Raw genomic sequence first — 14102 nt, 5'->3', positions numbered from 1 at the left:
AGTGGTTGGGGTTATTTTGATTGCTGGTTACAAAGATACATCTTTTGCACTGCAACATAGAATGTAACACTATGAAAAAGTAAAATCTCCATATAAATTTATTCTTTAATAATACACTTCCCACGATTTATCCCCTCTGCATTGATCGTCATTTGTCGACAAGTAGCATTATTATAAAAACTAACGTTCACTTTTCCATTATTATCAGTCCTCACATCAGGATTCCAATACAAAGTTCGACGAAAATCGATATCTCCCGGAACACTATTACTATGATTTACCTGATAGAATTCTCTTACAGGAGAAAAGGCTTTGAAAAAAGTATAACGCATTCCCTTCTTATACTTGTCATGCAACACATCGTTATATAAACGGACGATGAATAATACCAGCCTTTGGTTAGCCTGAAAAACAGCATCATGTAAATGTCTCATACTATAAAAATCTGATGTCGGATCACTCGGAGGATAATAGCCATAATTACTATCTATGTTTCTCACTATCCAAGCCCGAAGATTTCCATCATACACTTCTATTGTTTTTATATTCTCTATCGGATGATCGGAAGCACCGATGCCCTTTCGCGGATTAACAGAACCTCCACCATCTAAAATATAACAAATAGCACTATTAGCATACGTATACGCAGTATCTACCATGTTTACGGCAGAAATATTTCTTTCCATATATTCCCCCAATGTTCCTGGATAATCCTTCCCTTGATCCATTAGCCTACTAATATCCTTTTCCACATCACAAACCAGATCCGGAAATATCTCATTCTTTATCTGTTTTTTCTTTATCACCACTTGGGGAAGATTCTGTATCATACCTAAAACATTACTATTGGCCAGACTATCTGAAGTGTCTGCAAAAACAATAACCGTATCCTTCACCTGAAAGTCCGAAATAGAATAACTGCGGGCTTCCGGACTAAAAAGGCGGTCGAGCATAATCCTGCAATGTTTCGGTTTGCCTTTCGAAGTCACAGAAAGAGCCAGCTGCCATTCACCGTCTACTGCCGCATGATCCGGCAACAGGAAATGGAAACGCCCTTTTTTGTCAGTTTTGCAATGACCATGGAAAGAAGCACTATCCTTAACAATCCAAAATACAACATCCACATTCGCTTCCACCTTATTCTTGAGTAAAGATTTCACTACACCACTCACTGGTAAACCCTCTTCAGCATAATGTGCCACATGAAAAGGAGATACCCCCGCCATCACCTGCCAATTGTAACGGCGCCACCCCTGTACCATCATCAACAAGTCCAACTTCATACGATTACTACGGTCGTCCGTCCCGAAATATTGCATCGGATGAGCGATGTAACCTCGTATTTCAGAAGAGAGCAACAAGTCTGTCAGGATATTCTCATGATAACCAGTATGAATTTCTGTGCCGGCATCACGCACAGACAATGAAAAACTGCCTGATACAGGATTACCGGACAAATCTTTCACAGCAAGTGATAGTCTCACCTTTTCTAAAGGTTTATAGAAAGGTTTATCCGCCTCCACCGTAACACGGCAATATTCTAACGGAGCACGATTAAAAGCCAAACGGTCTGCCAAAATTTTGCCATCCTGATTATAAAGAGTAAATTGAAGGCAACCGGCAGGAAGTTTTCCTTTATCCAATTGATAAATATAAGGTTTATCACCCAAAATTAAAGCTTCTGCTGAATAAACTGTACCACGACATGATACAGAAACGGCTAAAGTATCAGCCGGCAAGTCCGGAGATTTTTGCAGATGTACCTGATAAGTCTCTGCATCCAAATCTGTCACACGCATCACATATCCTGAAGAAATAATGTTTGAAAAAGCAAAGTCATATTTCTTTCCATCATAATCGGCTACAATTTTATATGTAGTCTTATCAGGAATCATTTCAAAAAATCCCATACCTTGGTGATAAGTGGAGAAATATGAAACCAGTTCACCGGAAGAATCATATACCGCACCTGTTATATTCAAATCTTCTCCATTCTCTCCTGTAGCTTTGAAACCGATTCTCGAACGTAACCCAACCACAGCATTTCCTCCTTCAGGATAAAAGGAAAGGTTGACTTTCTTAGCTTTTGTGTTTTTTTTACGTTCGTCTTTCAAGCCAAAACCACTATCCATCTTCCGATCAGTATAATGCCCTTCTATTTCCGGAGAATCATAAACAGGAAATACACGAGAAAAAATACAATCGTCACCAAAATTCAACATACTTCGAGTGTAAGCACGAACTTCATAGAAACCACTATGATAACGGGAACTCAAGGCAAATTCACCATGACATTCACCATTTTCAAGCTTCAATTGGCGGTCATCCACTACCATGCCTTGTGGAGTCAACAGCTCTACATGTAACACTTTGCTTAAAGTTGTAGGACGAAGTTGCTCGGCAAATACCACATAAGCCTTAAACCAAATAGTATCACCCAAATAATATCCGGTATTGTCAAAATGAAGATACACCTTTTCTTGAGGGTTCAGTTGGTTGAATTGATTTATCGCTTTTACATAGCCAGGTAATGAACGGACACTTATAGATTGGGCATATAATGGTGGAACTATTATGATATATAATAGTAAAATAGCGAAAACTGTTTTTATTTTAGTTATGTGTTCCATGGCTTTTTAAGATTTACACAAGCAAAACTAGCCAAAAGGAATAATGAATACAAAAAACTTAGCAGGCTATTTCGAAACAAGGATTATTATCCATATTTATGTCATTTTTTCCATATACCGACCAATGATTTGCATTGGTTCATAATCGGTACGGTTTTGAACAATTCAATGCTTTTCTCTATAACATGGTCAATTCTTCCATCTCCTTCACTTTTCTCTGTTTCTTCGATAAATAAGGAGTTTGCAGGTGAATAGTCGGTCTTTCACCTTCTCTTCATCGTGAATCAAATCAAATAGCTGCTTCCTGATTTAACCATTGAACAAGATTAGTAAAGCTATTTCGTAATTAGTTTCAACCCTATTTGAAACTAAAAGTTTCACGCCGAGAAACAAAGTGTTTCATGCTTTGAAACGAAGTGTTTCACACCGAGAAACGAATAGTTTCAAGCCTTGAAACTATTTTTGAAACTAATCGCCACAGGTGAAGAGGTGGTGAAGTTGTTACCCTTCACCCGCAAACTCCTTATTCATCGAAGAGACAGAGAAAAGGTGAAAGAAAACATAGAAAGATTGAAAATAAATATCCGATGAGAAAATCCATTCTATTCTGTAATAATTAAAAACCGCACCGATTAATTACTAATCCGTTAATCACTATTTAATACCTTTGTGCACCATTACGAGCTTTCCAACTAAATTTCAAAAGAGCAACTACACCCAAACTTCATATTAAGAAGAGCTATTTTGAAATAGCCTCAATGAAACGAGGGGCATTATTATGTATACTATCCAACAGAGATTTAGTCTTTTCTCTATACTCCTCCTTTTTAATAGTATAGTCCCGCCAAGCCAAAAGGATGTCCCGATCCGCTTTGGGCATTAAATTGAGAATATGCAGGCATTTGGAGAAAACAGGACTCTTTGACGCTCTTCGCCCATTCAAATAGAAAGATAACCAATATCGTACAACATTTGGATACATAGCATATTTCTCTAAGAAAATAAATTTCCCTTCCTCGGCATATGTGTATACCTCACTTAAAGATATACATTTATTATCTTTTAGAGTATCACTTTTTATTGTATCTTCTCGTTTAGTTCTTAAAGAACGCGTCTTACCAATTGTTTCCCCCGTTCAATAATATATTTGTTGTAATCGTCGTTTATAGAAGTACCTGACACATCACCATCACTTGCCCAGTCAACAACGCGCATCTGAATATTGCCAGGTTCTACTATAAAAGTTGTGCTATATTTAAGATATCTGCTTTTACTACAAAGAACTAATGCTAAAAAAGGTTCTTGATTGATCGTTCCTTCATAATGAAACACTTTATCGACCACCAATATACTGTCAATGAATGCTTGCTTTGAACGTTCATATTCACCTTGAAGAGATGAGAAATCATATAGCAATACATATTCATTATCCAAAGAATGATCAGGAAATTCACCTCTGATTGTGTATCTTTTTTGTCCATAAGATAGATGTAGCATAGATACGAAAATAAAAAAGAATAGATGTTTTATCATAATATTAGTCCAAATAAAAGTTTATCATTCACGTTGTAACAAAGAAAACCATTAATAGATTAATATAAAAACATTAACCGTATACAAATGTGTATACATTGGTAAATATACACACTTTGTATACGGTTTTTAAAGAAAGATCATTTTAAACGCAACGATTTAATAAAGTCAATAATCGTTTCATAAATAACATTCATTTTTAATAACAGATAAAGCTTACCACCACACTTGTTTACCATCTTCATAAGTAAAAATTCTCTCCTCTACACCATTGGTTAGATTATGTAAAATATATAATCGACCAGTAGGTACATTTGAAAAATTTAAACTGAAATCGGTAGCAATCTGTTCTCCAAAAAATTTCCAAGAAGAATTGTCCCAATATTCCAAACGATATTGATTTCCCGGAACTATAAAGTTAGAATCTGTTTGAGGAACATATCTTACGCGCGTTATCTCATATGAATTATCCTTTCCTAAATCTAAACAAATATTACCTTTTTCTCCCTTATTCTTCTTAAAATAAGTATCGAAACTCCGATCCAAAGCCATCGTCCAATTTGTTTTAGTTTGCTTTATTGGTTCTCCGCTAAATCCACCTGTCAATAGAACTTCAACATTTGTCCCTCTCTTCTTCCCATAAAATTCTATTTCAGCCAAATTACCTTCTTTCTGTTCATCAAAAACGAATCGCACATACCTGTATGGTCTATTCACTGTTACGGTTGAATCAAAAATATCTTCATTCCCTAATTCATCAATTGTTATCAAGGTCCTGCCTGAAGAGAATTCTCTATCATCTGATACTTCTATTTTAGAGCCCAATAGTCCTTTCCTAAAAGAAGAAATGCGTGTGAATTTCGGGTATTTACGAACCAACCGCATATCTACATGATTTTTTGTGTAACATTGAATCAATTTTACTTCACCACTTTTGGTTAGAACAAACGGCTCTGTAGCCGAAATAAAAGTTCCATTAACATAAAAACCAGCCATATAACATACATCGCCTATCATATTTTGAAAATGAAATACCCCATCAGTCACCTTACCAAAATCAACAGGTACCCATTTCTTATTATCAAACACACAAATAACTCCATAAGGATAGTTCTTATATTGTTTCATATCACTGCCCTTTATCTCCACATCATAGGTATTAAAATAAAGATGTGAGACATCCATGCGATTTGGATTTAGCATATAGTCAGGAACATATTTTCTCGCATTCCCATCAATAACCTGTGTTTCAAAAGTTTGCCGATAAATTTTTGCTGGTTTATAAGCCAATTTCATTTTCTTTCGATCTAATGCGTCAAAAGCAAGAAATGCTCCACTATCCTTTAGAACTGCCACCCATTCATGTCCACCAGCTCTGTTCCCCCAACAATTAACATAATCTATTGTTGCAGGAATGCCACAAGCACGTAAAGCTGCCACATAATACTCACAAAAATGACGACATGATCCTCTACGAGTTTTTTCTAATTGAGATTTAGTTAAAGATATCGCATAATTCCACATTTGCTTACTATTTTGGTATTTACGTACTTTGACAAATTCGTGATATAGATCTTTTATAATCCGACTTTCGTCAAACATAGAATCTCTTAGAGAACGCAATTCCTCGAATTGTTTTCTTCGCTCCGGCTCTATTGGCTCATTGCCAACCCGATAAGGCAATACGTATCTGCAGAATAGATTAAAATCACGCGTGATAAAATTAGGGGCTGTTTGCCATGCTTCAAAAGCCACATCAATATTATCTATTAAAAAAGATGCAGATAAAGTTTTCCTATCATATTCACGTTCAAATAGTGAAGGTTTCATTTTCCCATAAGTCTGAATTAAGGTATGCCAACATTTTTTTGCCAGTTCTGGTTCTGATGAGGTTTCTCCTTTTTTATTTAATTCATCATAAAGTGCAAAAATCGTGTCATAACGTTCAATATCCTCTTTACAATAAGCAAATTTGTCACCTATATTATCCAACAAGAATGTTGCTGCCGCTAATTTCAATGAATCATTTTGATAATGTGCTAAAACTTTCCGTGTGATAATCCTATTTCCAGAGTAGAAATATACTCCCCAGCAAATAACAGTAACACCGAGAAGCAAAAAACTTATTTTCATCAACGCTTTCATATCTTTATTCTATTTCATTCTTCAAATTTTCATTATACCACAGATTAAATAAAAAAGAGTATTGCTCATTGATTATTTTATTTATATCTTGCTCTACGGGAGGCATATAACTTCTGTCTTTAGAAAAAACACCTAATTCCATTATACTCCCTCTTTGTCGGTACAGACTAGCTTGTTCTAATTTTCCCTCTTTCTCCAATATGGAAGCTAAATTAAACCATACCCGGGATAGGTTGGGTAATTGTTTGCTAACTTCATTCAAATAGGACAGTGCTAAATCGTTTTTTCCTAATTGTAAAGCAATACTTCCCCACTTAGCTAATTCTATTACATTTAAAGGCTTTTCCTGTTTTTCTTTTAATAATCCGCCTACTACCAGCTCTGCGAATCCAGGCTCTTGTTCATTAAGTTCTTTCCAAAAAGAAGTCCCAAGAATTCGAGGATTTTGTAAGATACAAGATCTTAATTCAGTTGCAGCGTTCTCTAACTGATGCTGTTGTTTATATTGCTCATATAGTGTCCACCGGAACAATAATTTGTCAGGATAGAGTTCCGTCATTTTTCTAAGTTTATCTTCGTTGTGAACTGCATTTTCTTTTTCTGACCAGCAATATTCATAATAAGCCAGATGAACATCTAAGGGATTTTTTAATTGGGCTTGCTTTATACATGTCAACGCCTTTGGTATATTAACCTTTCGATAAGCCATAGACTGATTAACTAATCTTGCAACATCATGATTAACGTTACAATTAAATCTAAAAATATAAAATACACATATCCATGCCAAACAGGGTATAGCAGCTAAAATCTTTATATTCGATCGTTGCACAATTACTATTTCTTCTTTTTGCAGGAAAGCGATTAATATCAAAGCTGATAATCGGACACTACTGGAATCAAAGAATGTAGAAAATGTTTGTTCCCGAAGAAAAAAGGCGAACAGAAAAAGAAATAATAGCCACAAATTACGCTTCTTCGCCTTCACTAAGTAGTAAACTATGGATAAAAGAAATAATATATAAAATATCAGACCGGCATATCCGCCTTCAATACCTATCTTTAAAAATGAATTCGCAGCGTATGAAGTATAAGAGTCAACCCTTTTTTCTCCATGCAAATAATAGTCCTTTGCCAATGTGTAATTATTGAGTCCCACTCCAAAAGGATATTCTTTCAAGACATCCGTTGTTAATTGGAAGGTATTTATTCGGCTTTTCGTACTACGCTGTTGGGATACAGTCTCATTTCCATGAAGTGTTTTTTTTATTTCTGTTGAATAAAGGCAAGCAACAACTATTACTAACAAACAATAGCCTCCACCAATAATTATCTTTTTCCTTTCGAATAATTTCCTATGTTCCAGCACAATTAACAATATGATGAAAACAATACCGGCAAGATAAATACCTCGTGAGAATGAAACTAAAGCCAAACATAAGATTATTGCACCTGATAGTAAAGCTATACCTTTTATTATTTTATTCTCACTATAAATATAGACAGCCGTTATAATCCCGCCAAACAACCATTGAAGGCTACTCCATTCATTATTGGGTACTCCCAATGGTTTATATAAAAATCTGAAATCATAAAGAGAACTAAAACCCATTTCATGCACTGACACACAGAAAAGATAAAAAGAATAAAAGGCTAATGCGGATAAGACAGCAATACAAACGGTAAATGATGATAGCAATGACTGTTCTCCTTTCTTATCGTATGTGATAATATACCTCAAAAGAAAGTAATACAGGATATTTGATGTGAGTGTAATAAAAGAATACGCACTCCCTGCGAAATTAACAGTAGGTCCCATCCCTATATATGCCCATAAAAGGAGCAAACATAAATCAATGATAGTCAGTTTTATCATTTGCCTGGTTAGACAGACAGTAAGGCAAATAACCAAAAGAAAAGTACAGATAAAGTATGGATCTTGTACGTAGAAAAAACGCATAAGAAACATGAAAACCAATAAACAACAAGCTATTTTATTTATTATTTTTTCCATATTATTTTTCTTAATAACGGACTCAACATTCTATACAGCATATAAAGAAAGAAATACAAAAACACTATTTGTAAAATACATTGTTGCAGATTCCCCCAATTAGGCATTTGATGATGTGACAGATTCATTAATAATAGTTCAATTCTTTCAGGAAAAGTATGATAGAATCTAATAAAAAAAAGTGGTAGTATATACAAGAAATAAAATCCGAAAAAGAAGTTTACCACTATTGTATAGATAACCAATGCTATTTTAGTTCCTTTGGAGAGTGACATTAAGTAAGGAACTTTATTAGTATTTTTATGCCTAAATTTGTTTATCATATACAGCATCCATTCTTTTCCTTTTTGACGTAAATTGGCAACACCTAAAACATCTGTCATAATCCAATATCCATCGAATTTAAAGAATGGATTTAGTGTGAGTAGGAAATTGAAATTCATAATCAATATGATATAGCTCAATAAACTACTTTGAGAATATAAATAAATTACCAAAAATGGAATTAAAAGTAATATCTGGAAATAGACTCCTCCAACATTAACAATACATCTTTTTTTTCTTGGAAGTTTCCAGACGCTTGATACATCTGTATAAAAGACTGGTATATTAATGTACAATCCAAGCCCGATCCCTCCATGAGAAATATCAAAATAGCGACAAGCTGAAGCATGTCCTAACTCGTGAAAAAGAGAAGAAAGAATAAAAAAGAATAGTAATCCGCTTAAAATATAAATATTCAAATTTAGGTGTTCTTTACCTATTGTACTGTATTCTATAAAGTAGAGAACATCCAAAGCTATAAAAAATAATATGACGAACAATATGAACCATTTATTAAATAAAGGAGCTAACAACGAGGAACATTTGTTGATGACATTCGCTGATATGAGTTCTCTATTATACAGAAAAGACTTTCTTTTGTTAGGAAGTTCGCTCTCTTTTTCCAACTTCTTAGCAAAATCATTTAAAAACGTCAAAATCTCCTCTTTCGAAAACTTTCCATTTTGTTTAGAATATTCTTCAATACTTGCTTCTTCACAACCGTTACATTTAAAGTAGGTCAGAAGTTCAGCCACATCTTTACCTATTTCAAAGAAACGTCCCGAAACCTCCATAAGAAAAGTTTCATGAAGGGAAGAAGTTGAAAATGGCCGGATTTCTATCTCTTGTAAATTCATTTGCTTCGTTTTAATCGCTTGATATGGTTGACTGATTCGTATCTTGTATAACCGAGTTATCGAATTTATGTTTTTTCTTTCCAAAAGTGAAACGATAATTTACTGATAAGCTAATTACATGATCGCTAACACGAGGTATTCGGTTTTCATATCTTCTTTCATAACCAATTTGCTGAAGGTGCCCCTTAGAAACTGCCTTGTACGGCGTTTGCATATATAAATCAATATTCCAGTTGCTGATACTGTAACCAGCTCCGAATCCCAGCATTCCAGGAAAATGAGTCATAAGACCGGAAGTGATTTTCATATACTTTGATGGTGCCATATAGTTTACATCAAAGCTCCAACCATTATGCATATAAAAAAGAGAACAGCAAAAGAAAAAACGATCAAAAGAAAAATCTTTCCACAAGGACACATCCATGCGATCATAAATCAGCACTGGCCTTAAACTAAATATCTGGGGAATAATATCATATTGCAAAGCCAATTCATAGTGCTGACTCAAACTTTTGCTTCCATTCAAATTTTGATATACAAACATTTTCCGTTCGTCATCATAACGATATAGTTCATAGTTCTGCGGATTACTTATGTGCAAACTAGCATAAGAAAGCAATGTCCACCTGGAATTCATAGTCCAATCATAATTTAATCCTGCATTATATTGCAAATAGTCTTTTAATTTAGGATTTCCTACAAACATCTCGTATTCATTTTTTTTATATTCGTAACCGGTACGATTTGAAAGACTTATTTCTGTACTACGGACAGTTCCGGTCAACTTCAACGAATGTCCCTTATGAAGATAGGAGAGTTTCAATGAAGGTATGAAGAAAGAACTGAACACATGATTTCCATTCGTCGTAGTATATGATAAATGTTCGGCAATGCTAGCTTGTAGATTAAATTTCTTCTTAATGCGATAATTATATGTAGCATAAAAACTGGTATTACCTTTATTTAAAAAGATCTCTGAATTTTGCCCCTCTTTTGTATTTAAGTTGTTAGTATGCGTAAAATTCTGATTTAGAGTCAAACTGACAGATGATTTATTTTTGAAACTTTTACTATAGTTACAATTAAGTCTTCCATACCAACTACCTTCGGCAGTAGCATTGGCATAAGAAGACGTTATGACTTCATCCGTACGCTGCTCATACCATCGATTGTAATCGTTGTTTCCATAACTTCCATACAACTCCAATCGAAGTATCTGCCTTTTGGGAAGAGTACGATTATAGCGTAATTGTAAAGCCGGATTCAACCTAACAGTATGTTTGTATTCTTGTTTCACGAGAACAGCGGATGTATTATTATACCGTTGCCGATTCCAGTTGTCATTTTCAGACATACTCCTATTCATCCGTAAAGAAGAGTAAAATGTTTGCAACTTATCTTTATATATATAATTTAGATAAGCTTTCAGGTTATTATTATTGTTTAATGAGGGCAATTCATCGTCTGTCCGGATGATGGTTTCGTCAGGAAAATGATAAATTGTTTCGGTATATCCTTCGTCATGATTTCTAAAATGAGTATAATTGTCCGATACTGATACAGCCCATTCAGATTTTCCTTCAAAATACTGGGCAGTTCCTCGTCCAGTGCCTGTTGGTTTGTTCAATTGATGCCTTGCGTTTAAAGCGATTGTTCCTAAGTAATCCCGTTCTTTAAGTATATAATCTAATATAGTAGAAGCTTCCGGGTAATCGGAACGACCTTGAGAATAAAAATCTACACGTTTAATATCTTTTGGGTTTAGATTCTGCACTTCTTCCCGTGTTGCCTCACGTCCGTCAATACACAATAATACGTTTTCTCTATGATAAGTGATAGTTGCACTTCGAGGGTCAGCTTCCAGCCCCGGAATCATTAACGCACGCAAAGCACTGTATCCGTCATAAGAGTGTCGTAACTGCTCGCGAGTAGGGAATGCCATTATTTTGTCTTCGGTATTTATCCGATTGGGAGCTAGCACAGTTACTTCCTGCATCTGTACCACTTTCTTATCCATCGTTATTTCTCCTAAACGAATCAGGGTCTCTTTGGTCGGATTCAATACTAAAGTAGTTTCTTTATAACCTAAATAACTGATTAATAGCTTGTACTTTTGTTCCGTATGTGGAAGTTTGAGTTCAAATTCTCCTTTACTATTCGTAGTTCCCCCTACCACAAAAAGCGTGTCATTCAGATAGCAGCGTATAGTTGCAGCCACTAAGTCTTGTTTCTCTTCATCTATCAGATGCCCCTGAATTTTCAGTTCCTGTCCAAAAACAGATATAGAAAAGAGTAACATACAAACTAAAAATACATTATTTTTCATTCTATATAAAATAAAAATAGAAGTTACATATCAGTATACTCTCTCAAATCAATTGAGAGAATATACTGAAAATAGATTCAATAATTAGCTTTAATTCATTACGGAATTACCTAATCTACCGAACAATGAAATCTTCCACAATGCTCTGAACAATGGTCATCGCAATGAACGTCACAAGTAAATTCATCGCAATCTTTACCACAAGAATATGCTTCAACTCCATCAAAATCTCCAGATAGTAATCCACCGATAGCCAACGGATCGGTTTCTAACCGCTGTTCCAATTCTTCAACATAAAGAGTTGGCAACTCTACATTCAAAGAACGTAGTTCTTTTTTCTCATTTTGTTCCATAAAAATAAATTTTAATTAATATTTTATTTAATGCTTAAATAAGCCTTATTCGCAGCATTATGAACTATATCCTCCATATGCGTACAACGATGTTTCTGTAAGTTTTGTGCCGGACATCCACCGCCACACAGTAATGCGTATTTACAGCTTGCGCATATAGCATTCTCCAAAAGATAGGTCTTTCTCCAACGTTCTTCGACTTGCTCATTCCAAACAATATCATTATTCAAAGAATAATTACCTATACAATGTTCTTTTTGATTCACAGTCTCCCAGCATGTATAAATTCTACCAAATGGATCAAACACAAATCCACCCGTTTGAGCACTACAAAAAGTAGAACGAAAAGATAGAGGTTTACCTTGTTTTATCGCTGCATGAATTCTACGATATACTCCATAATCTTGGCAAGTAGATTCCAAGCCATGTTTTTTATGCCATTCTATAAAATCTTTCTGTGAGAAGTATTGATAGGCTTTTTCTGTACTATCGGAATAATTTCTTAATAATGCAGAGTTTATAGAAAATAAAGGGTTCTCTGTATAGCCCAAATCACAAAAAATCGTTTGTAATCCCTCTAAATCTTCTATATTGTTTCGATCAGCATTCACTCTAACTGAAATAGCAACTCCTTTATTCAAAGCAATTCCAATATTTTCTACAATCGTATCAAATGTAGGGTATCCTTGATAATGAATACGACGTTGATTATGACGTTCTCTAATGCCGTCTATCGTTATCTGAATAAAGCTAATATCTTCCGGCGAGAGAAGATCTTCATAATATTTCAGGTCATAACCATTAGAGATAGCAGAAAACTTAAATCCTAATTCTTTACCCTGTTCAATAATATAAGATATAATATTCTTATTTCTCTTTAATAAAGGCTCACCGCCATACAAGGTTATTGACCTTGAGCGTAGTCTTTCGTCTGGTGCTATCTGTAATATAGCTTGATAGGCTTTATCTACCATCTCTTTGGTGAACGCTGTTCCATCTTTCTGAATATCTTTTTCAAAGCAATAAGGACAACGAAAGTTACAATCATAGGTAATTAGAAAAGTAAAACCTTTACGTAGCATACTTTCTTTTCTAAAAAGTGCTGTTGCTAAACGTTTAAAGTATTCTTTTTCTTCATCTTCTGTTTGTAAAGTGATATATCCTCTTTTTTCAAGAGTATCTTTTGTACTTTCTTCACAAGGTAGCACAGCCCTATCAAAATAAGGATTTTCTATCAGAAACCTTACTATGGACTTATCTATTAAATCTATAGCACCGGTATAGCCATGTATTAATAGGCTATCGTCAGGTTCACTTTCTAATTCTATCGATATTGCATACGATGATAATCTGTATTTTTCCATAATATTAGTATGAATGAAAAATGTTTTTCAATGATAATTTGTTGCAAAAGAATACATTTCTAAGTTAAGAGAAAAATATTAACCATATACAAATGCGTATACATTTACTTATACACACATTTATATATGGTTTTACTATAAAAAAGAGAATTATTCTAAATACAATGATTTGACAAAATCTGTAATAGATTCACAAGCAACATTCATTTTTTTCTTCAATCTACTACGCCGTATTCTAAAAGAACTCTCTAAAACATGAAACAACTCTGAAATTTGAGCATTATTAAAATCAATACGTAATAAAAGAATGATATGTATATCGTCTTCCGAAAGTGCAGGATAATAATGTCTTAACTTATAGATAAAACCATCCTGATGAAGATTTATCCAAAGTTCTAATTTATTCCAATCATGATTACTTATTACAGACAGAGATGTGATATAAATTTGTGCATCATAAGCTGTTTTCCAATCATTCTGTATATTTGAAACAAAACATTGGAGTTCTTCTAAATCTTCTTTTTCATTCATATTCGGATATTCTAAATTACTACAA

Annotated in this window: 9 protein-coding genes; all 9 read right to left on the bottom strand. The window is 34.2% G+C overall.

Going from position 1 to position 14102, the window contains the following annotated elements; translation table 11 throughout:
• Positions 1-98 precede the first annotated feature (98 nt).
• Complete coding sequence (locus tag Bovatus_RS21855; RefSeq protein WP_004301665.1) at positions 99-2630, bottom strand: hypothetical protein; 2532 nt, start codon at positions 2628-2630, stop codon at positions 99-101.
• A gap of 1101 nt (positions 2631-3731) precedes the next feature.
• Complete coding sequence (locus tag Bovatus_RS25745) at positions 3732-4163, bottom strand: DUF4369 domain-containing protein (RefSeq protein WP_004301660.1); 432 nt, start codon at positions 4161-4163, stop codon at positions 3732-3734.
• A gap of 216 nt (positions 4164-4379) precedes the next feature.
• Positions 4380-6308: a transglutaminase domain-containing protein gene (locus Bovatus_RS21840; RefSeq protein ID WP_004301658.1), complete on the bottom strand. Its 1929-nt coding sequence runs from the start codon at positions 6306-6308 to the stop codon at positions 4380-4382.
• A 4-nt stretch (positions 6309-6312) separates the two neighbouring features.
• Positions 6313-8322, bottom strand: coding sequence for an O-antigen ligase family protein (locus Bovatus_RS21835; protein WP_004320926.1), 2010 nt, complete (start codon positions 8320-8322; stop codon positions 6313-6315).
• Entirely contained in the window at positions 8310-9503 is a 1194-nt protein-coding gene (locus Bovatus_RS21830; RefSeq protein ID WP_004308524.1) for a zinc metalloprotease, read from the bottom strand. The genes Bovatus_RS21835 and Bovatus_RS21830 overlap by 13 nt, the downstream gene beginning before the upstream one ends.
• Positions 9504-9513: 10 nt before the next feature.
• Complete coding sequence (locus Bovatus_RS21820) at positions 9514-11829, bottom strand: carboxypeptidase-like regulatory domain-containing protein (protein WP_004320927.1); 2316 nt, start codon at positions 11827-11829, stop codon at positions 9514-9516.
• A gap of 110 nt (positions 11830-11939) precedes the next feature.
• Positions 11940-12182: a hypothetical protein gene (locus Bovatus_RS21815; RefSeq protein ID WP_004301649.1), complete on the bottom strand. Its 243-nt coding sequence runs from the start codon at positions 12180-12182 to the stop codon at positions 11940-11942.
• A 23-nt stretch (positions 12183-12205) separates the two neighbouring features.
• Positions 12206-13546 carry a radical SAM/SPASM domain-containing protein gene (locus tag Bovatus_RS21810; protein ID WP_004301647.1) on the bottom strand — a complete coding sequence of 447 codons (1341 nt, stop codon included), beginning with the start codon at positions 13544-13546 and terminating at the stop codon, positions 12206-12208.
• A gap of 150 nt (positions 13547-13696) precedes the next feature.
• Positions 13697-14077, bottom strand: a complete 381-nt coding sequence (locus tag Bovatus_RS21805) for a hypothetical protein (RefSeq protein ID WP_004301645.1) — start codon at positions 14075-14077, stop codon at positions 13697-13699.
• Positions 14078-14102: the final 25 nt, after the last annotated feature.

Origin of the sequence: Bacteroides ovatus (assembly GCF_001314995.1) — a bacterium.
In the GTDB taxonomy this organism is placed as follows: Bacteria; Bacteroidota; Bacteroidia; order Bacteroidales; family Bacteroidaceae; genus Bacteroides; species Bacteroides ovatus.
Note: the sequence above shows the minus strand (reverse complement) of the source record. Positions and strands in the feature narration are given on the sequence as shown.

What these genes read in the sequence shown, in the direction of transcription:
- Bovatus_RS21855 (WP_004301665.1), bottom strand. Translation starts at nt 2,630, where the DNA reads ATGGAACACATAACTAAAATAAAAACAGTTTTCGCTATTTTACTATTA.
- Bovatus_RS25745 (WP_004301660.1), bottom strand. Translation starts at nt 4,163, where the DNA reads ATGATAAAACATCTATTCTTTTTTATTTTCGTATCTATGCTACATCTA.
- Bovatus_RS21840 (WP_004301658.1), bottom strand. Translation starts at nt 6,308, where the DNA reads ATGAAAGCGTTGATGAAAATAAGTTTTTTGCTTCTCGGTGTTACTGTT.
- Bovatus_RS21835 (WP_004320926.1), bottom strand. Translation starts at nt 8,322, where the DNA reads ATGGAAAAAATAATAAATAAAATAGCTTGTTGTTTATTGGTTTTCATG.
- Bovatus_RS21830 (WP_004308524.1), bottom strand. Translation starts at nt 9,503, where the DNA reads ATGAATTTACAAGAGATAGAAATCCGGCCATTTTCAACTTCTTCCCTT.
- Bovatus_RS21820 (WP_004320927.1), bottom strand. Translation starts at nt 11,829, where the DNA reads ATGAAAAATAATGTATTTTTAGTTTGTATGTTACTCTTTTCTATATCT.
- Bovatus_RS21815 (WP_004301649.1), bottom strand. Translation starts at nt 12,182, where the DNA reads ATGGAACAAAATGAGAAAAAAGAACTACGTTCTTTGAATGTAGAGTTG.
- Bovatus_RS21810 (WP_004301647.1), bottom strand. Translation starts at nt 13,546, where the DNA reads ATGGAAAAATACAGATTATCATCGTATGCAATATCGATAGAATTAGAA.
- Bovatus_RS21805 (WP_004301645.1), bottom strand. Translation starts at nt 14,077, where the DNA reads ATGAATGAAAAAGAAGATTTAGAAGAACTCCAATGTTTTGTTTCAAAT.